This is a genomic window from Rhodococcus sp. NPDC060176 (genome assembly GCF_042728675.1).
In the GTDB taxonomy this organism is placed as follows: Bacteria; Actinomycetota; Actinomycetes; order Mycobacteriales; family Mycobacteriaceae; genus Rhodococcus_F.
Map to the genome: position 1 here is coordinate 1220749 of NZ_JBHWYS010000002.1, position 26330 is coordinate 1247078.

A 26330-nucleotide genomic window follows, 5' to 3' on the forward strand; every position below is an offset into this window, starting at 1 on the left:
GACGTCAGTAGACGTCTCGGACGTATCGCTTCTCCGCCGAAAGAGCCTTCACATACGCCTCGGCACTACGAGGGGCCAGTTTTCCGTGCTGAGCGACCACCCCGTTGAGGGCGTTGTCGACGTCCTTGGCCATCCTGTTGGCATCGCCGCACACGTAGAAGTGTGCGCCCTTCTGCAGCCACTCCCACAGCAGCGCACCCCGTTCGCGCATCCGGTCCTGCACGTAGACCTTGTCGGCTTGATCCCGGGAAAATGCGAGGTCGAGTTCGGTGAGAAAGCCGTCTCTCCGCAATTCTTCGATTTCTTCGCGGTAGTAGAAGTCGGTCGCCGCATGTTGTTCCCCGAAGAACAGCCAGTTCGGACCCGTGTGCCCCAACGCCCGCCGCTCGTGCAGGAAAGCGCGGAACGGCGCGATGCCGGTCCCCGGACCGACCATGATCATCGGGGTCTCGGGATCGGACGGAGGCCGGAAGTGAGTCGACTTCTGCACGTAAATTCCGATGTCGTCACCGTCAGCGTGATCTGCGAGATACGTCGAGCAGACTCCACGGCGAGGGACGCCTGCGACGTTGTACCGGACGGCGGACACCGTCAACTGCACTTCGCGTGGGTTCTCTTTCGGACTGGAAGAAATCGAATACAACCGCGGCTGAAGCGGTTTGAGTAACGAGAGCCATTCGTCGGTCGAAGCACGAACCGGCGACTGCGCAAGGACGTCGACAGACTGTCGTCCCCACGACCAGTCTTTGAGCGTGGAGATGTTCTCCGGCTTCATCAACTCGGCCAGGTCCGCATCGCGAGTTCGTTGATGCACAAACCGAATCATGTCGCTCGAGATTCGCGTGATCTCCAGACGTTCCGTCAACGCGGTACGCAAGGTCATCGCGCCGTACTGCCCCAGATCGACGGCCTCCTCACCGTCGAGGCCGGTAAGGGTGAGCCACTCGTCGACAAACGGGGAGCTGTTTCGCGGCCAGACTCCGAGAGCGTCGCCGGCTTCGTAACTGACCGTGTCGTCCGGAAGGTGAAAACCCAACTGCCGCACGTCTTTGGAAGAGCCTGGCCGGTTGAGCACGACATTGCGCGTCAAAGCGGTGGTCAGTGGCGCCTTCTTGTTGAACTGCAGCGGCGCCGACATCGCCGGTGAAATCGGCGCGGCCACAGCAGTTGTGCCGGAGTTCTTCATTGCAACGACGACGTCGGTCGACTTGCCAGCCTCCGTGCTCTGAAGTTCGGCCGTGACCGCATCAAGCCATCCAGTAGCAGTGTCTTCGAAATCGGGCTCGCAGTCGGCGCGATCGACGATACGACTGGCTCCCAGTTCAGCAAGGCGAGCGTCGAGTTTTCGGCCGTGTCCACAGAAGTCGTCGTAGTTCGAGTCACCGAAAGCGATGACTGCATACCGTGTTTCGCCCATCCGAGGCGCTGTGTCAGCAGCCAGGGCATCCCAGAAACCGCTGCCGTTGTCCGGGGATTCGCCGTCACCGGAGGTACTGGTGATCAGCAGGACCTCTCGGGTGGCCGGCAGGTCGGCAGCCGGGAACTCGTCCATTGCGTGCATCACCACGGGTAAGCCGACTTCGCTGAGACGAGCAGCGCAGGCGGCGGCAAACTCCTCCGCGTTTCCGGTCTGCGATGCCCAGAGCACGACGATCGGCGCCCGCTCGGAGGCGATCTCCGTACCTGATGACAACGCGGGCCCGTCAGTGCCAGGGAGCGAGGTCCGTGAGTACAGGCCGGCCAAAACACCGTCTACCCACATCCTCTTTTCGGCATCGAAGGGTGCAGCCGGAGGCAAGGTCGGCACCCCGGGAGTGCGATCGGCATCCGCACGCAACGCAGCGAGAAGACCTGCCAGATAGCTCTGCTGTAGCGGATCGAATACCACTGCGGGTGTTCCTGTTTGACCGATGACATCAGCGAGGACATCTGTTCGCGACGACGCCCGATCATCCGCCACGGGAGCCACCCGCGGCGATTCGGCGAGCTCCGTTTCAGGCGTGTTCACGGCGACCTTCGTCATAGTGACGGCACAGGCTTTGAACTCCGGTTGCTGGGAGGCAGGGTCAATGGCGTCGTTGGTGACGGCGTTGATCGAGAGGTACTCGCCGAAGGCGTCGTTCCAGTGAAACGGTGCGAAGCAGTTTCCCGGACGCACTCGGTCGGTGACCACGGCCGGGAGCACTGCGCGGCCACGGCGTGAGGCGACCTCGATCGCGTCCTTGTCGACGACGCCGAGGCGTGTGGCGTCGTCGGGATGGATCTCGACAAATGGCCCGGGGTTGAGTTTGTTCAGCTTGGCCACCTTGCCGGTCTTGGTCATGGTGTGCCATTGGTGCGCAAGACGACCGGTGTTGAGCAGGAACGGGTAGTCGTCGTCGGGCATTTCGGCGGGAAGCATGTGTGGCCGGGCGAAGAACATCGCACGGCCCGTGGCGGTGGGGAACGCGAGACGCGGAGTGCTGCCGTCCTCTCGGACCAGAAGCCTCTGACTGACACCGTCATTGAGGTATCGGATGGGATGACGGTCTTGATTACTCTCGGGCGGGCATGGCCACTGGATCGGCGATCTGCGGAGGCGCTCGTAGGTGACGCCGCGTAAGTCGTAGCCGGTCTTCGGATTCCAGAACTGCTTGATCTCCTCGAACACCTCTTCGGCGCTGGTGTAGGTGAATGCATCCGCATAGCCCATCTCGCAAGCGATTCGGGCGATGATCTGCCAATCAGGCAGCGCCTGCCCGACCGGATCCAGTGCCTGTTGGAAGAGCGTCAGGTTGCGTTCGGAGTTGATCATCACTCCGTCGGACTCTGTCCACAATGACGCCGGCAGCAGGACGTCGGCGTATTCGTTGGTCTCGGTGCCCAAGAAAGCATCCTGGGTGATGACGAGGTCAGCCTTCTCCAATCCGTCGATGACGGTCTTGCGGTTGGCCACCGTCGCAACAGGATTGGTGCAGATGATCCAGCACGCCTTGATTTCACCCGCCGCCATTCGGGAGAACAGGTCGATGGTCCCACCGCCGGTTTCGGTGCGCAGCGAACCCTGCGGGATCCCCCATCGCTCCTCGACGAAGTCGCGATCGGCGTCGACCATCACGGCACGCTGACCTGGCAAACCTGGCCCCATGTAGCCCATTTCACGCCCACCCATGGCGTTCGGCTGACCGGTCAACGAGAACGGGCCGCTGCCAGGCGTGCAGATCGCGCCGGTCGCCAGATGAAGGTTGCAGATGGCGTTGGTGTTCCACGTGCCGTGGGTGCTCTGGTTCAGACCCATTGTCCAACAGCTCATCCAGTTGTCGGCCTCACCGATCCATTGCGCTGCGGCGCGAATGTCGACTTCGGGGATGCCGGTGATCTCGCTGACCTTCTCCGGTGTGTACTCCGCGAGGAAGCTGGGCATCACCTCCCAGCCTTCGGTGAATTCGGCGATGAAGTCCGGATCGGTGTGCCCGTTCACGACGAGTAGGTGGAGAAGTCCATTGAGTAGTGCGAGATCGGTGCCGGGGGCGATCTGCAGGAACAAGTTCGCCTTGTCTGCGGTGGCGCTGCGTCGAGGATCCACGACGATCAACTTCGCGCCCGCCTTGACCCGCTCCTGCATTCGAAGGAAGAGGATCGGATGGCAGTCCGCCATGTTGGCCCCGGTCACGAAGAACACGTCGGCATGTTCGAAGTCCTGATAGGAACCGGGCGGTCCGTCGGCCCCGAGCGATTGCTTGTATCCGGTGCCGGCACTGGCCATGCACAGTCGGGAATTCGATTCGATCTGATTGGTGCCGATGAAGCCCTTGGCCAGTTTGTTCGACAGGTACTGGGCCTCGAGAGACATCTGCCCGGACACGTACAACGCAAATGCGTCGGGGCCGTGCTCGTCGATGATTGCCCGCAGGCGGTGGGCAGTTTCGGTGATGACTGCGCTCATGTCCGCAGCTTCGATCGCCTCACCTCGGTGCGGACGCCGATACGCAGATTCCATGCGCCCCGGGCCGGCGAGCATGTCCGCCGTCGTGGTGCCCTTGGTGCACAAACGTCCGAAATTGGTGGGATGTGTCTTCGAGCCGAACGACTTCGCCGCCTTCCGACGCCCGGTCTCGGGATCGGTGATGATGTCGAGGACAAGTCCACAGCCCACCCCGCAGTACGCGCAGAGGGTGTCGACACTGGTGGTAGTGAGTTGAGCGCCCATCGATTCATGCATCCCTTCGACCGAGGATCAAGGTCGACTTCCATCTTCGGATGCAGTTGTTTCGGGAGTTCATGCCCGATGTTGCGTATCAATCACTCTTTCCTCACCGCCGCCTTCGGACTGATGTGCGGTCCCGGAACCAGCAGTCGTTGACGGGCGGGAGACGCGAATGCCCAGTTCTACGCCCTGCCGCCGAATCGAGCGATGTAGTGCCAGACCTTTTTGACGTCCTGCGGATCGTAGGAGCCGCGCCGGGCGAGACCCAGGATGGCAGGCGTCAGTCGACCGTCGAGCGCAACCTCTCTGGCAAGGTCGACGATGGTTGCTCCCCGATAGTCGGGATGTTCGGCGACCTCGTCGGTGTCGACCGCGTAACCGTCGTGCCACAACACCGGGCACGTGAGCGAGTGGGCGACCTCTTCGACCTGTGTGCCCCGGTAACTCGGATCCAGAACGAGTGCCTCGACGTCCGTTCCGATGTCGACGACGCCGTGAACGTGCGCCTCGATGTAGTGGTCGAGCGGATCCGCGAACTCGGTGACTCCTGCGGCGTCGACCAAGCTCATCGCTTCCGCCGTTCCGAAGAGGCTGGGCTCGAAGACGCTGTCCGGGAAGCAGAAAGTGGTGCGGTCGAGCGTGTGCTCGGCAAGCCGGAAGTAGGACGAGCCGAACCGAGGAGATGCCCCGTACGGATCGGCGGAAAAGTTCAATGATCCGTACTTCGGCCGTTCCGACGGCTCTCGCTCGTCGTAGGCTCGGCCGAAAATCCGACTCTCCCAGCGCCAACGGTCGCCGCCGTGGTGTGCCGTCAGTCCCCCGTTGCTCGTACGAGTCTCGAACTGGGTCACGTAGGTGCCCTGACGTGCGATCGAGGCCAGTGTCAGGCCACTTTCAAATGGGAGGTCTGGATGAAAGTGCAACGTCACCCGGTGATTTCGGTCCAGCGGGCCGCCCTTCGAGAGGTCGTGCACGTGTGCAATCGCGGCAGACGCGGGAGAGGAATCGACAGGCATTCGCCCATTATCCGGATACGGAAGCAGCACCGGTGAAGAAGTCGACCAGTGAGTACGGTGCATGGTCACCGAGGCAGAGATCAAGGATCACGTGCGAGTCCGCTGCCTCGGATGCACTGCGCACGAACATCGCTTCTTCGTACTCGGCGAGTGCCGCTTCGATGTCGTCGGGGTGCGCAACGATCGCCTTTCCCAGTTCGGCTCCGTCGAACATGGCCAAGTTCGCGCCCTCACCGGACGGAGCCATCAGGTGGGCCGCATCACCGAGGAGCGTCACCCCACGCACGCGAAGCCACCGGTGCGCGTCGGGAAGGGCGTAGATCGCCCGCGGAATCGGAGCGGTTTCGCCGTCTGTGATGAGCGCCGTGAGTTCCGTTGCCCAACCGTCGAACTCGGCCGCGATCCGCGCTGTCGCAGCGGGAGCGTCGGTGAAATCGATACCGGCAAACCATTCCGCCGAACGGTTCAACTGAACGTAGGTGTGCAGGATGTCCCCCGCCTCTCGATGCGCCGCGATCGCTTGTCCGGGCGCGGGCGCGTACATCGCCCCGTCACCGACCGCTGCGGCTGCAGCCGAGTGCTTCTCGTCGACGTCGTAGAGGTAGGTCTCGACGAACGTGGTTCCGACGTAGTCGGGCTTTGCATCGGAGAGCAGCGGCCGGATTTTCGACCAGGCACCGTCTGCACCGACGAGGAGGTCGGTGGTCACTGTCGAACCGTCGGCGAAGGTCAACTCGTGGCGGCCGTCGGCTGTGTCGGGTGAGCCGAGCAAGCGCACACTTTCGACCTTGCGTCCCCATTCGATCGTCCCGTCGGGAAGGGAATCGAGCAGGATCCGACGGAGGTCTCCGCGGAGCACTTCGGGACGTGTTCCCGTGCCGTCGTCGGGTTCGTCGAGGAGCACGGCGGCGTGTTGATCGAGTACGCGCGACGCGGCGCCGCCCTCGTGGATGATCGCGCGAAATTCGTCGGTGAGGCCGGCCGCCTCGAGCGCTGCCTGGCCGTTGTGTTCGTGGATGTCGAGTTGTCCGCCCTGCGTACGGGCCTCTGCCGACGGTTCCGCCTCGTAAATTTTCGCGGGAATTCCGTGGACGTGGAGTACGCGCGCGAGGGTCAGGCCGCCGAGGCCTGCCCCGATGATCGAGATTGACGTGTTCATGTTGATTCCTTCCAATGAATTGGAACGGCGTTCCAACAACAATCTTGGAACGTCGTTCCAGATATGTCAAGATGGTGCGTATGGCGACCAGAAATCAGCGGGCCGAACGACGCACGGATGCGCTCTCGAAGGAGCGCATAGTGGAGGCCGCGATCGAGATCCTCGATTCCGAGGGTGAAGGCGCGCTGACATTCCGTGCTCTCTCCGCACGCCTGGCAACAGGTAGTGGGGCGATCTACTGGCACGTTGCCAACAAGAGCGACCTGCTCGCGGCGGCGACCGATGACGTCATCGCCCGCGTGACAACCGAAGGAACGGAGAGCGCAACACCGCGTGAGGCGATCCGGATCATCACCCTCGGCGTGTTCGACGCGATCGACGCCCACCCCTGGGTCGGCACCCAACTCTCACGTGAGCCGTGGCAATCAGCGGTGATGCAGATCTTCGAAAGTCTCGGCGAGCAACTCCAGGCGCTCGGTGTTCCCGAATCGGGACAGTTCGACTGCGCGTCCGCGCTCCTGAACTACGTGCTCGGTCTCGCCGGACAGTACGCCGCGGGCGCCCGTCTGCTCCCCCGTGAGACAGATCGGTCCGCATTCCTCGCGGGCGTCGCCACGCGGTGGGAAGAACTCGACTCTGCGAAGTACCCGTTCCTCAATCAGGTGACTGCACAACTGCGCGATCACGACGACCGCGAGCAGTTTCTGGCAGGCATCAACCTCATCCTCGCGGGGATCGACACCGTCACTTAACCGCCGGACCCGTCAGCGCGAATGAACAGCGGTGTTGGAACCGAGCGCGATGTCGAGGAAATCTCTTGCTGCACCGCGTAATCCGCGATCGGGATCCCAGACGGCCTGCAGTCGCCGCGGCATCCGCAAGCCATCGACGTTGACCGCGACCAGTCGGCCGTCCGTCAGGTCGGCGGCAACAGCCAGCGACGACAGAACGGCCGGGGCGTTGCCTGCCACCACCGCCGCCTTGACGGCGGTGCACGAGGTGAGCTCGAGCAACGGCGGCACACAATCGGGAACAGCGTTCTCGAGCGTCAAACGTGTACCGGACCCTGACTCACGCTGAATGAGCGGTGTGCGCGCGAGGTCCGCGACCGGAACAGGCACTCCGTTCGCCCAGTCATGCCCCGGTGGAACCACCACCACGAGGTGATCACGCGCCACCTCGCACGACGCAAGCGCCGACGGCACATCCGGCCCTTCGACAAATCCGATATCAGCCTTGCCTGCCTGGACTTGAGCGGAGACGTCCGAGGAATTGTGCAGACTCACCGACGCCACGACGTTGGGGAACTTGTGGCGCATCGCAACCGTCCACCCGGGGACCAGATACTCGGCAATGGTCATGCTGGCCGCGACCGTGACGGCTGCGTCGCGTTCACCGCGAAGAGCGGCAACTCCCGACGCCATTTCCTCGGCACTGACCAAAATATGGCTGGCCCATTCGAGAATCAGTCCGCCCTCGGCAGTGGGCCGTACACCCGTCGCTGCGCGATCGAAGACCTTGATTCCGAGCTGACGCTCGACCGAACGCACCCGGGCGCTGACTGCCTGCTGACTGAGCCCGTGCTCCCGGCCGGCAGCACCCATGCTGCCCAGACGCCCCACGGAAAGCAGGACGTCGAGGGCACTGAGTTCCGGCACCCGAGGAGACAACGACATAACCCAAGATTAGACCCACAAGGCGAGTTTGTGGGCATTCAAGGACAACCGGTCTACCGGTACGAACCGGATGAGACGACAGTGAAATACATGACCACCACCACGAGTCCCACCTTCGCCCACATCACCCCGAACTGGTTCGCGGCAGCGATGGGAACGGGAATCGTGTCGGTGGCCGCGGCTTCGCTCGAACCGGAGATCGAGGGCTTGAAACTGGTCTCGGAGATCTTCTGGGTGCTGGCGGTTCTCGTACTGTGCGCCCTGATCGGAGCATTCGCCACCCATTGGTCACAACATCGATGTCAGGCCCTCGCCTACCTGCACAGCCCCGCGATGTTCCCCTTCTACGGCGCCGTCGCAATGGCACTTCTGACCGTGGGATCCGCAACCGGCATCACGGGCCCGGACTTCCTCGGCCACGACGTAGCGATCACCGTATCGCTGACACTGTGGACAATCGGCACGGCACTCGGCCTGATCACCTACGTCGTGATGATGATTCGTCTGGTTCGAGATGCGGGAATGGCAACGGCTATGCCGTTCTGGCTCATGCCCGTCGTACCTCCGATGGTCTCGGCCACCACCGGCGCAGCGGTCAGCACCCACATGCCTGAAGGCGCATTGCGCATCGCGGTACTGGTCTTCTGCTACATCCTGTTCGCTCTGGCACTGACCGCCGCCATCGGCATTCTGGTAGCCGTCGCCAGGCAGTTCACACGCAACCGCTCGGCCGGCGTTGACGTGATCCCGTTCAATGCCATTCCCTCACTGTGGATTCCGTTGGGCGTGATCGGACAGTCGATCGCTGCATCGAACTTGTTGGCCGCCGCATCACGGCATGCACTCAGTACCGAGCATGCCGACGCCCTGCACGAATTCGGAATCGCGTACGGAACCGTCGTCGGAATCATCGGCGTGATCGCCTTTGTCACGGTCACCACCGTCACCGTCCACGCACTGCGCCGCGGCTTGGACTTCTCACTCGGGTGGTGGAGCTTCACCTTCCCCATCGGAGCCTGTGCTGTCGGCGCGAATGCCTTCGGAGTCGCCACTGGTTCCACAGCAATCCTGGGTATCGCGCTTGCACTGTTGACTGTGCTCATCCCGATCTGGGCAACCGTCGCGGTACGGACCGTCCGCTCGATCCGCAGTGGCGCTCTCCCCGCAGCAGCATGAATTTGTATCGACGAGTTTGCAGCGATGAGTTTCAGGTCGCCGTACGGTCTGTACTCACGTAGACCATTGTCGAGAGCGGGAGTACACGGTGAGTCAGTTATTGCGAGTGCAGAATTTCGGCGTTTCCAAAGACGGAATAGCATGCGGTCCGGACCAAAGCTTCGAGAGCCCGTTCGGCCTCGACCACGGTGAAATGTTTGCGTGGGCGGGAGCTACGGCCAGCTGGCCCAATCGCACCGATCCCGGCGGCAGCCGAGGCCTAGACGACTATTTCACCCGGGACTTCTCCAACAACATCGGTGCCGAAATCATGGGCCGCAACAAGTTCGGCCCTCAACGTGGTCCTTGGGAGAATCTCGAGTGGCAGGGCTGGTGGGGCGACGAGCCACCGTTCCACACCCCGGTATTTGTCTTGACCCACCACGTGCGGCCCTCGTTCACACTCTCGGACACGACATTCCACTTCGTCGACGCCGACCCCGCGACGGCCCTCGAGCAGGCACGTGAGGCTGCGCAGGGCAAGGACGTTCGGCTCGGCGGCGGAGTCAGCACTATCCGCGAGTTCCTCGACGCCGACCTTGTCGACGCCATGCACGTGGTCGTCTGCCCGGTCGAATTCGGATCCGGTCTACGGCTGTGGGAGTCACCCGACGAGCTACGAGACCGCTTCAACCTCGAAACAGTGCCGAGCCCGAGCGGCGTGACGCACCACTTGTTCTGGCGGAAGTGACCTGGTGGGGCAGCTCCGGAAAACTGGAGCTGCCCCCAACGGTTACGCCTTAGGCCCCGGTCTCGACCTGGCGCCCCGACTGGTACCACGCCATCGTTCCACCGGCCACCGAAACCGCATTGATGCCGCGAGCCTGCAAATACTCTGCCGCTTGCAAGCTACGGCCACCGACAGCGCAGATGACGTAAACAGTTTCGGCGTCCGGAATCTCGCCTACACGAGCGACGAATTCGCTGAGCGGAATGAGCGTCGCACCCGGAACTCGAACCTGAGCGAACTCGTCGGCCTCACGGACGTCGATCAACGGCTCACCCGCTGCCAAAGCCGTGTCCAGTGCATTCAAATCGACTTCCAACATTATTTCTGTGCCTGCCTTCATGTTCGCTGCTGTCCGAATAGACGGTACCCGCGCGCGTTCCTGCGACTCCCTTTACGATCTGACAATGACCAATACGGTTCCCGAAAAGTCCGGTTTTTGGAGTCGCCCCACGGTGTGGAAAGTACTCCTGCTGATCGTCGGCTACCTGGCCTTCTATCTCGCTGTCGGGCAGGTTACCTCTCGGGTTTTTGCAGACCAGATCGACACGGACAACGTCGTCGCGAGCGCCTCCAGCATCATCTTCGGCGTCGCATTGCCCATCGCGATCGGCGGGATCGCCCTGCTGGTTTTCGCGACCAAGGTCGGCTGGCTGCGCGATATCTTCGGTCCACAGCCCATTCGTGGGCGGGGTTGGATGTGGATCGGTCCGATTATCGTGGTCGCCGCCATTGTTGCGCATCTCGCGGGAACTGACTGGAGCGCGTGGACCACCGGCGAGATAATCGCCCTGCTGGTACTCGGTGCGTGTGTCGGACTGACGGAGGAACTGGCCACACGCGGTCTGGCAGTGAAGATGCTGCGCGACGCCGGCCACCGCGAGCGCTTCGTCGCCGTCGTGTCTTCACTGGTGTTTGCACTCATGCACACGGTCAACCTGATCGCCGGGATGAAGCCGTCGACCGTCCTTGTCACCGTTGTCTACACGTTCGGATTCGGCATGTGCATGTACCTGACCATGCGTGTGACGGGCACGATCTGGGCCGCAATGGTGTTACACGGCCTCACCGACCCCACCACCATTCTCTCGACCGGCGGGCTGGACACCTCGGTGACGACGGAGGTGAGTGGCGCCGCCGCCGTCACCTCTCTACTCACGGTGTTCTTGGTCGTCTTCGGGGTAATCGCAATCTTCCTCATCCGGGATCGAATCGGCGAAGAACGGCCCACATGCGTCTCGGCCTGACCACTCGCGACCGTACAAGACATACTTGTGCCCATGCCTTCTCGAACCACATACTCGATCGCCGTCGTGACTGCATCGTGTGTACTGGCGCTCTCAGGTGCCGTCACTCATGCCACCGCGGGGGTTCCGACAACTTCCGACGTGTCCACGACCGAGGCCGTTGTACAGCAGTCGGTCAGTGAGATATTCGCGAATCCGGGTTCCCACGCGGTCACCGAGGAATCGGTGACGGGGTATCAGCTCTTCTATCCCACCGATATCGCCACAGGCGAGGAACGGCATCCCGTCGTCACCTTCGGCAACGGCAGCTATGCGACCTACGAGGAGTACGAAGCGCTCCTGCAGCATCTCGCTTCTTGGGGTTTTGTCGTTGTGGTGGCCGACAGCAGCATCACCGGCGACGGGACGGAGATCTTGGGGGCTGCCCAGTACGTCGTCGATCAGAACACCAACGCTGAGAGCATTTTTCACCAGCGGATCGACACCGACAACATTGCCTCGGTCGGACACTCCCAGGGCGCCGGTGGCGCGATCAACGCGGCAACCCAGTCCGAGAATCTGATCACCGCCACGGCGGTACTCGATTTGCCTGACCCGTGGTGGGCCTCGCGACCTGTCGACGTGATCGACGTGGCCCAGTTGACCGGACCGACGTTCTTCATGACCGGCGCCGACGATCCGGTCTCCACCGCCGATCCGCAAGCTGAGTACTTCGACAAAACCACTGGGCCGGCGGTCCGCGGCAGACTGCTTGGAGTCAGCCACAATTGGGCCGCAGACGGTGAAGGATTTCGTGGCTACCTCACCGCGTGGCTGAGGTTCACCCTGAGCGGCGACCAGACTGCTGCACCTGCCTTTGTCGGCGACTCGGCGGAAATTCTCACCGATCCCCACTGGGACCGGCAAGCCGTCAAGGGTTTGTGATGACGATCTTGCCGTAGGCCTGCCCTGATTTCTGTTGCTCGAATGCGTCAGCGAGGCGGTCGAGGCTGTAGGAAGAATCGATGACGGGACGAAGCGCGAGGCTCTCCAACCCGGCGACCATCTCCTCCTGGTGGGCACGACTGCCCACCAGGACACCTTCGATGGTGACCTGTTTGGTCAGTAGCGAACTCAGGTCGATCGACGACGAGGGGCCGTTCATGATGCCAAGCGCGCAGATCCGCCCGCCTGGTCGGACTGCCGCCAGAGATTGGCCGAGGGTGGACGGCCCGCCGACGTCGAGGACGAGGTCGATCCCGCCGCTGAGCCGCATCGCTTCCGTTCCCCAGTCCGGGCGCTCACGGTAGTTGACCACGTGATCGGCACCGAGCTCGACCAATCGTGCCATCTTGTCGGGGGCCGACGACGTTGCGATCACCTGAGCTCCAACAGCTTTGGCCAGCTGGACGGCAAACAGCGCTACCGTGCTGGTCCCAGGGATCAACACCGACGATCCGGGGATGATCGGGACGCCCGCGAACAGTGCACGCCACGCAGACAATCCCGCGGTAGGCAGGGTGGCGGCTTCCTCGTAGGTGTAGTTTCGCGGCATCGCCGTCACGGCCGATACCGGCACGGTGACGGTGTCACGGGCGAACCCGTCGACACCGTCGCCGGGCGAATTTCCGAATCCCTCGAAATCCGGTGTGCCGCTCCGCCAATGCGGCAGGTAAGTGCTCATCACGCGATCTCCGACGCTGAACTGCGTTACGCCGTCTCCGACGGCAACGACCTCCCCGGCAGCATCGGACAACAGGATCCGCGGACCGTCGGTCGTTATCTCGCCGGTCGCTACGAGGTAGTCATGGTGATTGAGCGAATTCGCGTGGATCGCGATCGTCACCTCACCCACACCCGGCCCGGGGGTCTCGACCGTCCTCGATTCGAGGTTGTTCAATCCTCCAGGCGGAAGTACGTACACGGCGCGGTTGGTCATGGTGTGGATCCTCGCACGAATGATGATCGGGTGATGTTCGGAAAGGTGCGCGAAGTTCTCGAGTCTGTCGAGCATTTCCTGGGTGACCACGGAGAACCCTTGCTGCTTGTACTCGGCTTCGACGGCTTCGTTGGCCTTGCGCTCATCGGTTTGTTTGCGACGAACCCACGCTGTGTACGCGAAGCGATCCGGATCAATGCTCAATAGTTCGCAGACCCGCGCACCATCCTGGCATTGAGAACCGCTACGACTGGGAACGTGCAGCCAGCCTGCGGCGGCGGGTCAGCCAAGCACCCCGAGCGAGCATCAGCACGCCCAGAGCGAGACCCCACCCGATCTCCGCGAGCACTACGCCCACTCCTGCCTGGCCTGTGACGTCGGCGCTGGCGTCCACGCTGAACGCGGTTGTGAATCCTGCCGCCGTACCCGCGGTGGCGGCGAGCCCGCCCGCCACCACCCAGCGAGACAGGTGAGCCGCGGCAAGACACACCATCACCATCGTTACTCCACAGGCGATCACTTGCCAGGTGGGGAACTGGTTCGGTGCCGGTAGTCCGGGGCCGCGGAACTCTCCTTTGTCGTCGGCAGACCAGCTCAGCCAACCCATACAGGACAGGAATGCCAGGGGAAACGCGATCAAACCGGTTGCCCACAGCCCCAACCTGCCACTGCCCGTATGTATCTCGGCCGAACTCTCATTGCCCGGAGTGTGATGCATTCCGGCCTGCTCTGACCGCAAGGCAGACCAGATAACGCCGACACCGATCATGGTGGGTACACCCACGAAGATGAATACCATCCAGAGGAACTGCGACCAGGAAAAGTCGAATTCAACATCCATCGCTGGAGTATGCACCGGTACGACACCGGGTCCGGTCATGTCTTCAGCTGGCTGAGCGTGTTGCAGTTTCCGTCGCGGGAGACTCTGCGTAGCGGCAATCGCGTTCTTCGCTGTCGATCGACTCAGCGATGATGACTCTTACCTGCATCAACGGTGTCAACACTTTGTCGCAACACGAGAACCGCCACGCGCCGCTGGCATGAAAGGATGCGATTCATGCCCGCTCTCGTCGGTCCCGATTCCTCGCCGCATATGTTGAGCTGCCGCAACCAACCCGTCCTGTCGGATCCCAAGATTCTCCTGCGACCGTGGGTCGAGAGCGACGCGAGCTCTGTGGTCGATGCGTACTCCGACCCCGACATCCAGCGGTGGAACATGCGCGCTATGAACGACATCGGCGAAGCTCGAAGTTGGATCCGATCATGGCGGGCACAATGGTCGGCCGACAGCGATGCAGGCTGGGCCATCACCACCGACCGAGGTGAGGTCGCCGGATCTGTCTCACTACGAACCGTGCATTCACCATCGTCGAGCGCACAGATCTCGTACTGGCTCCGGCCGGCAATGTGGGGCTCAGGCCTTGCCGCCCAAGCGGTCGACACAGTGAGCGCGTGGGCTTTCGGCACCGCAAATTTTCAGCGGTTGTGGTTGACACATTCGGTACACAATCATGCCTCCTGTGAAGTCGCCCACCGCGCTCACAACCTGCAGGAAGGCACGTTACGGAGGTACATGCTGCACGCAGACGGATGGCACGACGTGCACCTGCACGCCAGAATCGCCGCAACAGAGCCGGGCCACGGCTGATGGACTCGGATCTGTTGGACTTTTACATCTACGTCGACGCACGCACAGAAGACATTGAGTCGTGGTTCGTACGGCGCTTCCTCGCGTTGCGCGGCACCGGCTTCGCGGACCCAACGCGCATTTCCACCGTTACGCGCAGCTGTCCGATGAGGATGCGACCCGTAGGCAATAGATATCCGGCACTCGATCAACCGACCTAATCTGATCGAAAAATCTTGTCCACCAGGCCCCGTGCCGCTCTGGTGCTACGAAAAGCCTCAGATCACACCATCAGCGGGTTGCGTCTGCGCAAGCTCCAGGAAGATACGGTTGGAGCATGGTCAAGCAGGTGAAGGTTGTGGCGTCCGAGTCGCGTGATGTCCTGAACTACTTCGGTAGATGCCCTGTATGTGATCACCCGGCTCGGGCGGTATGCATCACTGCTGAGTTCAGTGACGGACGAATCGAGAGCCAAGTCGTAGCGTCCTGCGGAGGATGGTGCGGATGGAAGGGGCCAGTCGAGCCCACCACAATGACAGGCTCCACTCCCGTGATGACGCCAGGTCAGGGGATGGTGCTAACCGCTCGTGCACGTCCCACACCGTGCTGCGGCCCTGAACTGGACTTATAGTCTCAGTACATCCCAGGCCGGTCGCTTTAGTGCACTTAGCAGACAGGATTGGGAAGGCTTCGGTGATGACGTCGAGGTCGAAACGAGGGCCAGCGAAGAGGTCGTCTGGAAATACAGTTGCCTTTGAAACCGCCACCGGCAGTGTCCGAGAAACGATCGATTGAGAAACACACCAAGTCAGGTACTGGGTCGCCTGACCAAGTCGAGCAGACAAACAGGATCTAGCCAGTACCGATCATGCGTTCTCGCCGTACGAGATTCCACCCTGTCATGGAAACGAGCGCCCCGACGGCCGCCCCGAACAGGGGTCCGCCAATGATCAGTCCAATTATGAATCGGTTAACCGAGACCGTCTCGATATGGAACGATTGGAGATCGTGCGGCTGGTAGCTGGCTGTGTAGATCGTGAAGGGTTGGGAGACGTACCACCACAACACGGCAGCACCTACGAGACCACACATCAAGCCGAATACAGCGAAGACCAGCACAGTAGCGGTCGCCGAGCGGCGTTGCGCCTTCAAAACTTCTCTTCCAGAGCCACACACGCACGCTACCTAATGAGATTCATCCGGTCAGGAGCTGGCAATAACTCCGAGTCTTTACGCACCCTGGAAACGATCCATTCTCGGACAGATAGCCGCCAAAAGATAGCGGTGGTATGACCATGCGATTCACGTCTAGAACGATGCAGTTAGTACCCGGTCACTGGGCCCAAATGCCCAACATGGTTGGGAGAGTCTGATAGATGGAGGCTTCGAAGCATTAAGAATCGTCCGAATGGGTGATGGTCTGAATGCCCACCAGTAACTCAGAGGAGAGAGGCGGTAAAGCCTCCGTCGAGAACCAGACTGCTGCCGTTGCACCACGACGATTGGTCGCTCGCAAAGAACACTGCTGCGGCGGCCACTTCCTCGGTCCGCCCATAGCGCGTCTGCTTGGTGACCATCAAGTCGTCGAATCCCCCGGACTCGAGGCCGAGGGCGTTCTCGAAGTCTTGCTGGTGACTCTTGACCAGGTCGGTATCGATGAATCCGGGCAGCAACGCGTTTGCGCGGATTCCATGGAAGCGAAGTTCGGCCGAGAGGGTTTCGGTGAGATTGCGAACCGCAGCCTTGGCGGCGGCGTAGCTGCCGATCAAGGGCGAGCCGGTTGTCGACGAGATCGACGAAATGTTCACGATCGAACCGCCACCGGACGCGACGAGCGCGGGTAGCGAATGGCGGACGGTCAAGAACACTCCGTCTAGGTTGACGGACATGACTTTCCGCCAGTCCTCGAACGAGGTTTCGATCAGTGGAGTTGTGGTGGCGATGCCGGCGTTGGGTACTACGACGTTCAGCCCGCCGAACTCTTCGACCGCTCTTGCGACAAGATCTTTGACCTGCTGTTCGTCGGTGACGTCCGTGGTGACCGCGATGGCGCCCTCGATCGAGTCCGCCACGGTCTGTGCTGCGTCACCGTTGATGTCGGAGACTACGACGCGTGCACCCTCCGCCCCGAATGCCCGGGCAATGGCCGCACCGATGCCTGCGCCTGCTCCGGTGACTATCGCAACTTTGTTCTCGAGTAGATCTGACATGTCGGGTGCTTCCTTCAGTTCTCGGTCGGGACGTAGAAGAGCAATTCGGGTCCGGTGTCACCGGCGGTCGCGATGGCCTCGGACATGTCGAGAGTTCCGTCGCCCAAAGCACTTCCCAATGCCTGGGCGGTGCCCGCGAGATCTTCCGTGTCGAGCTGATAGATGCTCAGGTAGCGGCGAGCGGGCAAGGCCTCCTCGGGCAGCAACTGCACATCCGCGAGAGAGAATCTGGAGGCGGAGACAACCCCGGGCACTCGTTCGACGACCTGCGGAATATGCACGTCGTCGTACCAGCGGTTGAATGCTTCCTCCGAAGACGGATCGGCGGGGTGTACGTGTGCGACGAGGATCGCTGTGCTCATGGAGTTCCTGTTCGATTCGAAGTGCTTTGGGTTCAGCGTGTTTGGAAGGCGACGATATTCACCTGCAAGGCAACTGGCCGTGGCTGCGTGTGGTGAATCGATCGCGCTCAAGCGACAACCCTAGGGAGCAAATGTGACCCGCGCCATATGCTCGGAGGTCAGAGTTGCGCTCGACATTTGTCCCCTCGGCACAAACTCCGATCAGAATCTGGCATTAGCGAAAGTCTCGCGATTTGGCCGTGACTCGGAGATCCATCAGCTGCATCCGGTCTGCTACGACAGTGACAGCGCCTTCTGCATTTTGCACCTTTCCTCGAATAAGCAACGCCGGCGCCGTATTTGCCAGTTTTCGGTACTTTGCCCACAACCCCACCGAACACACGACGTTGACCATGCCGGTTTCGTCCTCGAGGTTGATGAACGTGACGCCCGCAGCTGTTGCCGGACGCTGCCGGTGCGTGACCGCTCCCCCCACCAGCACACGGTCACCGTCCGGGATGTCGAGAAGTCTCGACGCCGGCACCACGCCGAGCGCGTCGAGCTGCGGGCGGAGAAACTGTGTCGGGTAGGTGTCGGGAGATACTCCTGTCGCCCAGACATCCGCTGCCGCCAATTCGACGTCGCTCATGCCGGGTAGAGTGGGAGCTGTGACCGATGCACCGATACCGGGCAAGCGGTCGGGACGCTCCCCCGCAGCAGCGCCCGCTGCCCACAGCGCTTCTCTACGCGAGATACCGAAGCTGGCCAGCGCCCCGGCGGTCGCCAGCGATTCAGCTTGTGCGGTAGTCAGTTCCACCCGCCCAGTCAGATCGAGAAACGACGTGAACGGTCCACCGAGGTCGCGCTGTTCGACGATCTTCTCGGCCAGTGCATCGCCGATGTTGCGAACTTCCCCTAATCCCAGCCGAACCTCGAATCCACCTGCTTCGACAGTGGCGTGCGCGAGGCTGACGTTGATATCAGCACCGTGTACCTGCACTCCGTGCCGGCGCGCATCGGCAACCAGGGACTGCGGTGAGTAGAAACCCATGGGCTGCGCGCGCAGAAGCCCAGCGCAGAACGCAGCGGGGTGATGGAGTTTGAACCACGAGGAGTAGAAGACCAGCGCGGCAAAACTTTGTGAATGGCTTTCCGGGAAACCGAAATTGGCAAACGCATACAGCTTTTCGTAGATCCGGTCGGCAACCTCGTCGCCGATACCGTGTAGGTCTCGCATGCCCTGGTACAGCCTCGCCCGCAGTTGCTCCATTTTCTCGGTCGAACGTTTCGATCCCATTGCCCGACGCAATTGGTCGGCCTCGGACGGCGTGAAACCCGCAACGTCGACGGCCATCTGCATCAACTGTTCTTGGAACAGCGGAACTCCCAGCGTGCGTTCGAGTGCCTTCTCGAGCGAAGGATGTTCGTAGGACACAGGTTCGAGTTTGTTGCGCCGACGAATGTACGGATGCACTGATCCGCCTTGAATCGGCCCCGGACGGATGAGCGCGACTTCGACCACCAGGTCGTAGAAGTTTCGAGGCTTGAGACGCGGCAGTGTCGCCATCTGCGCACGTGATTCCACTTGGAATACCCCCACCGAATCTGCCCGCTGCAGCATCTCGTACACCGCTGTTTCCGACAGATCGAGTTGCGCCAGATCGACTGTGATGCCTTTGTGTTCGGCCACCAGATCCATCATGTAGTGCAAAGCGGAGAGCATGCCGAGACCGAGCAGATCGAACTTGACCAGCCCAGCGGCAGCACAATCGTCCTTGTCCCATTGCAAGACACTGCGATTGGCCATCCGCGCCCACTCCACCGGGCAGACGTCGGCGATGGGACGATCACAGATGACCATGCCGCCTGAGTGGATGCCCAGGTGCCGCGGATAGCCTTCAATCTGCGCCGCCAGTTCGAGTACCGGACGCGGAATATCGGTATCCGCGTTCTTGTCGATACCACCCCACCGGCCGACCTGCTTACTCCACGCATCTTGCTGGCCCTGCGAAAAGCCAAGTGCCCGAGCCATGTCCCGCACCGACGATTTTCCTCGATAGGTGATGACATTGGCGACCTGCGCGGCATACGTACGCCCGTACTTCGCGTACACGTGCTGGATCGCCTCTTCCCGGCGGTCGGACTCGATGTCCACGTCGATGTCGGGCGGGCCGTCACGCTCGGGCGCAAGAAACCTCTCGAACAGCAATTTGTTGCGAACCGGATCGACATTGGTGATGCCGATCGCATAACACACCGCCGAGTTCGCGGCGGAACCTCTTCCCTGACAGAGGATGTCGTTGTTCTTGCAGAACGAGACGATGTCATGCACCACCAGGAAGTATCCGGGAAAATTCAATCCCGCGATGATAGCAAGCTCGTGTTCGAGCTGTTTGTATGCCTTCGGTGCACTTTCCGGTGGACCGTAGCGTTCCATGGCTCCCACCATGGTGAGCTCACGTAACCACGACGCCTCGGTATGCCCGGCGGGAACGTCGAACGGAGGCAATTTGGGTGCGATGAGCTTGAGATCGAAAGCGCACTCACGTCCCAGATCGGCGGCACCACTGACGGCCTCGGGATAGAGCGAGAACAGTGTCGCCATCTCCGCGCCGGACCGCAGGTGCGCTCCGCCGGTAGGGGCCAGCCATCCGGCCGCCTCGTCCAAACTTTGACGCGATCGCACAGCTGCCATCGCCATGGCAAGGCGTCGACGCGGCGGAGCGGCGAAGTGCGCGGCGGTGGTCGCCACCGTGCGTAATCCACGCTCTCTCGCCAGTTCGGCCAGAACTGCATTGCGCTCGTCGTCCTCCGCCAGCCCGTGATGGGTGAGCTCCACCGACACTCGTTCCGCCCCGAAACGCTCGACCAGATCATGCAAGGCCTCCGCCGCAGCTTTGCGACCACCCGACGTCAAGGCCTGCCGCACATGACCTTTGCGGCACCCGGTCAGGATCTGCCAGTGCCCACCGGCCGCTTCGGTCAGCACGTCGTAGTTGTACTGCAGTTTGCCCTTCTCACCGCCGGCCAAATGCGCGGCGGCGATCTCCCGCGAGAGACGGCGATACCCTTCCTGCCCACGGGCAAGTACCAGGAGGTGGGTTCCACCGGGATCAGCCGTCCCGGTTCTGGGTACCGAATCCAGGGACAACTCGGCCCCGAACACGGTGCGCATTCCCCATTCACGTGCGGCTTCCGCAAACCTCACCACGCCGTAGAACCCGTCGTGATCGGTGACGGCGATAGCTTCGAGCCCGAGACGCACTGCTTCTTCGACCAGCTCTTCCGGCGGCGATGCGCCGTCGAGGAAACTGAAGGCCGAGTGAGCATGCAACTCTGCGTAAGGAACCACGCCGGTACCACGGGTGAGCTCGCCAGCGTGGTACTCGCCGCGCTTTCGCGACCAGGCGGGGCTGTCGCTTCCATCGCCAGGGAACAAATCCTCGTGTTCCACGCGGCCGGGCCGCCCTGAAAGCACCCGTTCCATCTCGGACCACGTCGGCGGCCCATTTCCCCAACCCACACTGACCTCGCACCTGATCGAGCCGGCCGTCACGGACGACCGACTGCTCGAGGATGCCGAAAGGGAAGACGCACCACATGCATCGAACTGATGTTCGATGCAGAGTCAGTCTGACAGCTCACTCACTCGCAGTCAACAGAGCGAATCCCAACCCTCACCGTCTCGTCACATTCAGATGTACGCATGTCTGCACTCCGTTCACTTTGGACCCAGATCATTAGCGGCGTTCATCATCTCCATCCACACTGTTTCCAGGAGTACTACTCGTATGTCGTTCTCGCGCAACACACGTAGGTTGACGGCCGTCGCTGGCGCCGTCGCCGTTCTGGCCGCTGCAGGCTGCAGCAGCAGTGCCGACGAGGCAACAGGCTCAAACGGCACGACCGTCGATCGAGCCGCGACCGGCGAACTGTCCTCGAACGGTGGTGCTCGTCGTATCGACGGTGATCAGTCGGCCGCAGTGCGCGACGCCGTCAACGCTTCCGGCGCGAAGAACGTCATTCTCTTGATCGGCGACGGCATGGGCGACTCGGAGATCACCGCCGCACGCAACTACGCCGAGGGTGCTGCCGGCAGCTTCCCCGGTCTCGACGCCCTGCCGATCACCGGCCAGTACACGCACTACGCACTGACCAAGGACGGCAAGCCCGACTACGTCACCGACTCCGCCGCCAGCGGATCGGCGTGGTCCACCGGCACCAAGACCTACAACGGCGCGATTTCCGTCGACATCAAGGGTCAGGCCCAGTCGACCGTCCTCGAGATCGCCAAGGCGAACGGCAAGGCCACCGGCAACGTCTCCACCGCCGAGGTGCAGGACGCCACCCCCGCAGTGCAGGTCGCGCACGTCAGTGGCCGCAAGTGCTACGGGCCGGAGACGACGTCCAAGTCCTGCCCGGAGAACGCCCTCGAGAACGGCGGCAAGGGATCGATCAGCGAACAGCTCCTCGACACCCGCGCCGACGTCACCTTCGCCGGTGGTGCCAAGTCCTTCGCCGAGACTGCGAAAGCCGGTGACTGGCAGGGCAAGACACTCAACGAGCAGGCTGCGGCTCGCGGCTACCAGCTGGTGAAGAACGCCGCCGAGATGAACGAGGTCGGCAAGGCCGATCAGGATGCGCCCGTGCTCGGCCTGTTCGCCGAGGGCAACATGCCCGTCCGCTGGGAAGGATCCGTCGCCACCCGTGACGGTTACCTGCAGCCCGCCGAAACCTGCGTCGACAACCCCAAGCGAACCTCCGACGTACCCAAGCTCGCGGACATGACTCAGAAGGCCATCGACCTACTGAAGGTCAACGACAACGGATTCTTCCTCCAGGTCGAAGGCGCCTCGATCGACAAGCAGGATCACGCAGCCAACGCATGCGGTCAGATCGGTGAAACCGTCGACCTCGACGAAGCTGTGCAGAAGGCACTCGAATTCGCGAAGACCGACGGAGAAACCCTGGTCATCGTCACAGCCGACCACGCTCACACCAGTCAGATCGTCACCAATGTCAGCGCCGACGACATCGCCACCATCGCCAAGGACCAGAACATCCCGGTCGAGCGCGCCCAGGAAATCGTCTACCCCGGCCTGACCCGCAAGCTGACCACCAAGGACGGCTCGGAGATGACGATCAGCTACGGAACGTCCGAAGATCCGGCCGTCGAGTCCGAAGGACATACCGGAACTCAGTTGCGCGTGGCAGCTTTCGGCCCCCATGCGGCCAACGTCAGCGGTCTCACGGACCAAACCGATCTGTTCTTCACGATGACCGACGCGCTGGGGCTCGACCGTTCCAAGGTCGCAGCGCACTGACCTGAGAAACACCCGACCCGGTAATTCCTGGGTCCAGTCACACCAGAGCTGCCAAGGCGCGCACCCGATCTTCGGGTGCGCGCTTCGGGCAACTGGTGCACTTTCCTTCACCGGGCACCTCGTAGATCAGGCAGCACGACGCCCGCTGCGTGAATCTACGTCGCCCGAATGCCACCGGCTCCAATGGATTGGAAACGCGCACAACACTTTCACTGCGGTCGACATCAACGAAACGCGGGGCCGGAATGCCCGGGTTCTCACCGCGGAGAACATCGATCAGGCCGGCAGCAAATGCACTTCCACGCTCCCGCGCCCTACCGGCCGCGTCAAGGCTGCGATTGGCGATGGAGTCCGCCGCGATCGCCCACAGCGCCTGCTGCCGAACGCCGGACACGTCGGCGAGTACCTCGATCACGGGACCGAGCGAGCCGAAAATCGCGCGACCCAACTCCGCCACACTCTGCGAGATCGGAATGACCGAACCGGCAGCAAACCCACCCAGATAGCCGTTGTCACGCAGGAAGATCCGTCCACCATCCAGCGACGGATCGGCCGCGAACCCGGTAACCATTCCGGTTCCGATCGGAATGCCTGCCAGCGTTGAGCTGGCCGAGTACCACCACAACGTGCCGTTGACTCGACTGTCCGCGCTCCCCCATCGCTTGGCCGTATCGGCGACGCGAGCTGCCAACCATTGGGGGTCGGTCATCAACACCGCGGGTACCGTTTCCGGATACGCGGTCAGGTCGTCGAAGAACGGCACAGCTGCTGCCATACGGGCGTAGACCCCGGCTATAGATTCCGTCATGCCAGCCCCAATATCTCCATCCGCGGGCGTACTCCGCGTTCGACTCGCGCCCTGATACCGAAAACCTCGGCCAACAACGGCTCGTCCAACACCTCGACCGTAGACCCACACGCGCGGAGTTCACCATCGGTGAGCACAGCAAGGTTGTCGCAGTACTCGACTGCCAACCGTAGATCGTGCATCGTGACCACAACCGCGAGCCCCGCCGAAGCAAGCTCGGCCAGCAATTCCATCACGATCAGCTGGTGCCGAAGATCGAGATGATTGGTCGGCTCGTCCAACAACAGAACCTTGGGCTCCTGAGCCAACGCGCGAGCTATCGAGACACGTTGCCGCTCACCACCCGACAGGGTCGACACGTCTCGTCCGGCAAGCTCGACCAAACCGACCTGCTCGATGCACCGGTCCACGATGGCGGTATCCCGCTCCGTGCTTCGGTCCAACCAGCTCCGGTGTGGAGTTCGTCCGAGTGCGATCGATTCGCGAACCGAAAGACCCGCCGAGACAGTAGGTTCCTGGACGCTCGCCGAGATGGTTTTGGCGATGTCCTTGCGCGAGAGCGTCGTCGAGTCGGTCTGATCGATCAGAACTGCGCCACCAGTCGGCGTCAAAGCGTTGTAGCAGCAGCGCAGCGCCGTCGTCTTGCCACTGCCGTTCGGCCCGACCAAGCCCAATATTTCACCGGACTTGACTGCGAAAGTGATGCCGCGCAACACTTCGCGATTTCCGAGCCGCGCCCGGGTCTCGACGAGTTCGAGCAGGGGCGCAGTTTCAGAGTCTTTCGGGAGTGTCACTGTTCTGGCCTGTGTCACTGTTCGAGCCTCCGATACTGCCGGTAGAGCATCCAGACGAAAATCGGCGCACCGACGAGGGCGGTGATCACCCCGACCGGGACTTCAGTGGATTGCGCCACCGAGCGCGCAGCGGTATCCGCGGCAACCATCGCGACGGCGCCCAGCAGGGCTGCAGCAGGGAGCAGTCGAATTGCTCTGGTGCCGACGATGAAGCCGGCCAGATGCGGGATCAGCAGACCGATGAAACCGATTCCACCGGCAACGCTGACTGCTGCGCCCGCCAGTACGGAGACCGCGAGCAAGGACAAGACACGGAACCGTCGGACGTTCATACCGAGTGCAGCAGCCCCGTCGTCACCGGTCTGCAACACGTCCATCCATCGCGAACTGAACAGAAGGGCTGTGCCGACGACGACCAGTGTGATTGTCGGGAAGATCAGCGTCGACCATCGCGCATCTCCGAATCCGCCGGCGAGCCAGTGCATCACCGACGCCACGTGCCGATCGTCGGCCAACACCAGGATGCAAAAGGTGATGAGCGCCGAGAATATCTGGGCGAGCGCGACACCCACCAAAATAATCGCGGTCGGCTGCGGATACCGGCCGCCGATCAGCAGTGCGAGAAACAACGGGATCATCGCCCCGACGAATGCTGCGACCGGAATCGTGAAAACCCCGAGGAGGCCGGCGCCGAAACCCAGCACCGACACGAGCACCACCATGAATCCCGCACCCGACGAAACTCCGAGCAGATACGGGTCGGCAAGAGGATTCCGTGTGACAACCTGAGCAACAGCACCCGACATCGCCAAGGAGGCACCCACCACCGCAGCCGTGAGGGCACGCGGTAAGCGAGAATCGATCACGATCGACTCCCGCGCCGCGGTCCACCATGTCTCGAAAGTCCCTGGCGCCAAACGAGCTCCGACTATCGCCCACACGTCACCGACGGGAATGCGAACCGATCCCAAGGAGACGGCCAACCCCAGTACGATCGCCAAGGCGCACGCCAAGCCGACGAGCAGGGCGCCGTACCCGTAACGCGTGCGAGTCACTTCGCCGCGTCAGCGCCCGGATGGAAGGCCGTCGCGATGGTCTGTGCCGAACGCACCAACCGCGAACTCTCGAACAGGTCCGCGAGAGGGACCACGACAAACCGGTTCTGCTGCACAGCAGGGGTGGTCGCCATCAACGGCTGGGCACGGAGGAAGTCGATCTTCTGCTCGGCTGTCTTGTCGCCGTAGTCGATGACCACGATCGCCTGGGGTGCACGCTCGGCAACAGCTTCCCACGATGCGTCGATGTAGGGCTTTGTCCCTTCGGCGAAGATGTTCGAGACACCGGAGTATTCCGCGACCAATTGACCGACGCCGACTCCGCCGATTGTCGTCGGAACCTGGTCACCGCTGTCGTAGAAGAAGGTCGGCACCGGCGCTGCGTCCCCGACCGATGCGCGGACGGAATCGAGACCACTGCTGATCTCTTCGGCTACCTCGCGGGCCGAATCTTCGACGCCCAGGAGTCGACCGAGTTGTGTGTAGTCGTTCTCGAGCAATCCGATGTCGGGGAAACCGGTGCCACAGTATTCGGAGAAGAGGAAGGTGTTGATTCCTCGCTCGCCGAAGGCGTCTCGTGAACGCCCTTGCTTCTCGTTGAAGGCACTGGTCATTCCTCCGACCACGAAGTCGGGATCGACGTCGAGGACTTGCTCCATGCTGGGGAAGGTGTCGGAGAGACTGGGAATGCTGTTGAATTGATCGGCCGTCTCAGCAGTTGGTGGGTTGTCGCTGTACGCCCGACCGACAATCCGATCACCCGCGCCGATCTCGATAAGGGCTTCGGTGACGTGTCCGTTCAAGGACACGATGCGCTGCGGCGGCGAATCGAACGTCATCTCGCGATCGCAGTTGGTCACGGACACCGGCTGTGCGAAGGATTCCGCAGCAGACGCTGACTCTGATTCCTGGCCTTTGGAACAACCTGCCGAAACCAAGGCGACCGCAACAAGAACGGCGGCGGCACGGGACGGGGAGAACTGAAGTGACACGGGGACCTCGTAAGGGCTCTGAGCCACGAATGAGA

General features: G+C 62.1%; 21 protein-coding genes and 1 pseudogene. 8 read left to right on the top strand and 14 right to left on the bottom strand.

Features of this window, described 5'->3' with window-relative positions:
• Nucleotides 1-4 precede the first annotated feature (4 nt).
• The 3 genes from ACFWEM_RS14120 to ACFWEM_RS14130 form a co-directional block, all read right to left on the bottom strand.
• Complete coding sequence (locus ACFWEM_RS14120) at nt 5-4189, bottom strand: molybdopterin-dependent oxidoreductase (RefSeq protein ID WP_378534583.1); 4185 nt, start codon at nt 4187-4189, stop codon at nt 5-7.
• A 179-nt stretch (nt 4190-4368) separates the two neighbouring features.
• A complete protein-coding gene (locus ACFWEM_RS14125; protein WP_378534303.1) occupies nt 4369-5202 on the bottom strand; it encodes a DUF3626 domain-containing protein in 834 nt (277 codons plus the stop codon).
• A gap of 7 nt (nt 5203-5209) precedes the next feature.
• Nucleotides 5210-6361: an FAD-dependent oxidoreductase gene (locus ACFWEM_RS14130; protein WP_378534305.1), complete on the bottom strand. Its 1152-nt coding sequence runs from the start codon at nt 6359-6361 to the stop codon at nt 5210-5212.
• A gap of 71 nt (nt 6362-6432) precedes the next feature.
• Here ACFWEM_RS14130 and ACFWEM_RS14135 point away from each other — a divergent pair, with 71 nt between their 5' ends.
• Nucleotides 6433-7113, top strand: a complete 681-nt coding sequence (locus ACFWEM_RS14135) for a TetR/AcrR family transcriptional regulator (RefSeq protein WP_378534307.1) — start codon at nt 6433-6435, stop codon at nt 7111-7113.
• A 12-nt stretch (nt 7114-7125) separates the two neighbouring features.
• On the opposite strand, the gene ACFWEM_RS14140 is transcribed toward ACFWEM_RS14135, so the two are convergent.
• Entirely contained in the window at nt 7126-8037 is a 912-nt protein-coding gene (locus ACFWEM_RS14140) for a LysR family transcriptional regulator (RefSeq protein WP_283303336.1), read from the bottom strand.
• Nucleotides 8038-8127: 90 nt separating this feature from the next.
• Between ACFWEM_RS14140 and ACFWEM_RS14145 the strand changes: the two genes are divergently transcribed.
• Nucleotides 8128-9213, top strand: coding sequence for a TDT family transporter (locus ACFWEM_RS14145; protein ID WP_378534309.1), 1086 nt, complete (start codon nt 8128-8130; stop codon nt 9211-9213).
• An 88-nt stretch (nt 9214-9301) separates the two neighbouring features.
• Nucleotides 9302-9943: a dihydrofolate reductase family protein gene (locus ACFWEM_RS14150; RefSeq protein ID WP_378534311.1), complete on the top strand. Its 642-nt coding sequence runs from the start codon at nt 9302-9304 to the stop codon at nt 9941-9943.
• A 49-nt stretch (nt 9944-9992) separates the two neighbouring features.
• On the opposite strand, the gene ACFWEM_RS14155 is transcribed toward ACFWEM_RS14150, so the two are convergent.
• On the bottom strand, nt 9993-10301 hold the full coding sequence (locus ACFWEM_RS14155; protein WP_230813203.1) for a rhodanese-like domain-containing protein: 309 nt from the start codon (nt 10299-10301) through the stop codon (nt 9993-9995).
• 85 nt (nt 10302-10386) lie between these two features.
• Between ACFWEM_RS14155 and ACFWEM_RS14160 the strand changes: the two genes are divergently transcribed.
• Together ACFWEM_RS14160 and ACFWEM_RS14165 are read left to right on the top strand one after the other, a co-directional pair.
• Nucleotides 10387-11226, top strand: coding sequence for a CPBP family intramembrane glutamic endopeptidase (locus ACFWEM_RS14160; protein ID WP_378534313.1), 840 nt, complete (start codon nt 10387-10389; stop codon nt 11224-11226).
• A 33-nt stretch (nt 11227-11259) separates the two neighbouring features.
• The gene (locus tag ACFWEM_RS14165) at nt 11260-12150 is read left to right on the top strand and encodes an alpha/beta hydrolase (protein WP_378534315.1); all 891 of its coding nucleotides are present in this window, start codon (nt 11260-11262) and stop codon (nt 12148-12150) included.
• Here the strand turns inward: ACFWEM_RS14165 and ACFWEM_RS14170 are convergent.
• Nucleotides 12137-13348 (bottom strand): NAD(P)-dependent alcohol dehydrogenase, encoded by a 1212-nt coding sequence (locus ACFWEM_RS14170; RefSeq protein ID WP_378534317.1) that lies wholly within the window; start codon nt 13346-13348, stop codon nt 12137-12139. The genes ACFWEM_RS14165 and ACFWEM_RS14170 overlap by 14 nt on opposite strands.
• Nucleotides 13349-13388: 40 nt before the next feature.
• A complete protein-coding gene (locus tag ACFWEM_RS14175; RefSeq protein ID WP_378534319.1) occupies nt 13389-13985 on the bottom strand; it encodes a hypothetical protein in 597 nt (198 codons plus the stop codon).
• A 252-nt stretch (nt 13986-14237) separates the two neighbouring features.
• Between ACFWEM_RS14175 and ACFWEM_RS14180 the strand changes: the two genes are divergently transcribed.
• Nucleotides 14238-14792, top strand: a complete 555-nt coding sequence (locus ACFWEM_RS14180; RefSeq protein ID WP_378534585.1) for a GNAT family N-acetyltransferase — start codon at nt 14238-14240, stop codon at nt 14790-14792.
• Nucleotides 14774-15124, top strand: a pseudogene (locus tag ACFWEM_RS14185) (type I pantothenate kinase); the annotation flags it as partial. The gene ACFWEM_RS14180 and the pseudogene ACFWEM_RS14185, both read left to right, overlap by 19 nt.
• 1086 nt (nt 15125-16210) lie before the next feature.
• Here ACFWEM_RS14185 and ACFWEM_RS14190 read toward each other — a convergent pair.
• From ACFWEM_RS14190 to ACFWEM_RS14200, 3 genes are all read right to left on the bottom strand, one after another.
• Entirely contained in the window at nt 16211-16981 is a 771-nt protein-coding gene (locus ACFWEM_RS14190) for an SDR family oxidoreductase (RefSeq protein ID WP_378447743.1), read from the bottom strand.
• 14 nt (nt 16982-16995) lie between these two features.
• Nucleotides 16996-17343 (bottom strand): hypothetical protein, encoded by a 348-nt coding sequence (locus tag ACFWEM_RS14195; protein WP_378534321.1) that lies wholly within the window; start codon nt 17341-17343, stop codon nt 16996-16998.
• Nucleotides 17344-17557: 214 nt separating this feature from the next.
• Nucleotides 17558-20845, bottom strand: a complete 3288-nt coding sequence (locus tag ACFWEM_RS14200) for an error-prone DNA polymerase (RefSeq protein ID WP_378534323.1) — start codon at nt 20843-20845, stop codon at nt 17558-17560.
• A 268-nt stretch (nt 20846-21113) separates the two neighbouring features.
• On the opposite strand from ACFWEM_RS14200, the gene phoA reads away from it, so the two are divergent.
• The gene (gene phoA, locus ACFWEM_RS14205) at nt 21114-22646 is read left to right on the top strand and encodes an alkaline phosphatase (RefSeq protein WP_378534325.1); all 1533 of its coding nucleotides are present in this window, start codon (nt 21114-21116) and stop codon (nt 22644-22646) included.
• Nucleotides 22647-22683: 37 nt separating this feature from the next.
• On the opposite strand, the gene ACFWEM_RS14210 is transcribed toward phoA, so the two are convergent.
• The 4 genes from ACFWEM_RS14210 to ACFWEM_RS14225 are packed head-to-tail and all read right to left on the bottom strand — an operon-like array spanning nt 22684 to nt 26295.
• Complete coding sequence (locus tag ACFWEM_RS14210) at nt 22684-23454, bottom strand: (2Fe-2S)-binding protein (RefSeq protein WP_378534327.1); 771 nt, start codon at nt 23452-23454, stop codon at nt 22684-22686.
• Nucleotides 23451-24266 carry an ABC transporter ATP-binding protein gene (locus ACFWEM_RS14215; protein ID WP_378534329.1) on the bottom strand — a complete coding sequence of 272 codons (816 nt, stop codon included), beginning with the start codon at nt 24264-24266 and terminating at the stop codon, nt 23451-23453. The genes ACFWEM_RS14210 and ACFWEM_RS14215 overlap by 4 nt, the downstream gene beginning before the upstream one ends.
• Nucleotides 24263-25303 carry a FecCD family ABC transporter permease gene (locus tag ACFWEM_RS14220; protein ID WP_378534331.1) on the bottom strand — a complete coding sequence of 347 codons (1041 nt, stop codon included), beginning with the start codon at nt 25301-25303 and terminating at the stop codon, nt 24263-24265. Before ACFWEM_RS14220 ends, ACFWEM_RS14215 begins: the two co-directional genes overlap by 4 nt.
• Nucleotides 25300-26295 (bottom strand): ABC transporter substrate-binding protein, encoded by a 996-nt coding sequence (locus ACFWEM_RS14225; protein WP_378534588.1) that lies wholly within the window; start codon nt 26293-26295, stop codon nt 25300-25302. Before ACFWEM_RS14225 ends, ACFWEM_RS14220 begins: the two co-directional genes overlap by 4 nt.
• Nucleotides 26296-26330: the final 35 nt, after the last annotated feature.

Excerpts from the sequence above, each read along its gene's own strand:
- ACFWEM_RS14160 (WP_378534313.1), top strand. The coding sequence starts at position 10,387 with ATGACCAATACGGTTCCCGAAAAGTCCGGTTTTTGGAGTCGCCCCACG.
- ACFWEM_RS14130 (WP_378534305.1), bottom strand. The coding sequence starts at position 6,361 with ATGAACACGTCAATCTCGATCATCGGGGCAGGCCTCGGCGGCCTGACC.
- ACFWEM_RS14120 (WP_378534583.1), bottom strand. The coding sequence starts at position 4,189 with ATGGGCGCTCAACTCACTACCACCAGTGTCGACACCCTCTGCGCGTAC.
- phoA (WP_378534325.1), top strand. The coding sequence starts at position 21,114 with ATGTCGTTCTCGCGCAACACACGTAGGTTGACGGCCGTCGCTGGCGCC.
- ACFWEM_RS14145 (WP_378534309.1), top strand. The coding sequence starts at position 8,128 with ATGACCACCACCACGAGTCCCACCTTCGCCCACATCACCCCGAACTGG.
- ACFWEM_RS14155 (WP_230813203.1), bottom strand. The coding sequence starts at position 10,301 with ATGTTGGAAGTCGATTTGAATGCACTGGACACGGCTTTGGCAGCGGGT.
- ACFWEM_RS14195 (WP_378534321.1), bottom strand. The coding sequence starts at position 17,343 with ATGAGCACAGCGATCCTCGTCGCACACGTACACCCCGCCGATCCGTCT.
- ACFWEM_RS14135 (WP_378534307.1), top strand. The coding sequence starts at position 6,433 with ATGGTGCGTATGGCGACCAGAAATCAGCGGGCCGAACGACGCACGGAT.
- ACFWEM_RS14210 (WP_378534327.1), bottom strand. The coding sequence starts at position 23,454 with ATGACGGAATCTATAGCCGGGGTCTACGCCCGTATGGCAGCAGCTGTG.
- ACFWEM_RS14140 (WP_283303336.1), bottom strand. The coding sequence starts at position 8,037 with ATGTCGTTGTCTCCTCGGGTGCCGGAACTCAGTGCCCTCGACGTCCTG.
- ACFWEM_RS14125 (WP_378534303.1), bottom strand. The coding sequence starts at position 5,202 with ATGCCTGTCGATTCCTCTCCCGCGTCTGCCGCGATTGCACACGTGCAC.
- ACFWEM_RS14175 (WP_378534319.1), bottom strand. The coding sequence starts at position 13,985 with ATGGATGTTGAATTCGACTTTTCCTGGTCGCAGTTCCTCTGGATGGTA.
- ACFWEM_RS14180 (WP_378534585.1), top strand. The coding sequence starts at position 14,238 with ATGTTGAGCTGCCGCAACCAACCCGTCCTGTCGGATCCCAAGATTCTC.
- ACFWEM_RS14190 (WP_378447743.1), bottom strand. The coding sequence starts at position 16,981 with ATGTCAGATCTACTCGAGAACAAAGTTGCGATAGTCACCGGAGCAGGC.
- ACFWEM_RS14165 (WP_378534315.1), top strand. The coding sequence starts at position 11,260 with ATGCCTTCTCGAACCACATACTCGATCGCCGTCGTGACTGCATCGTGT.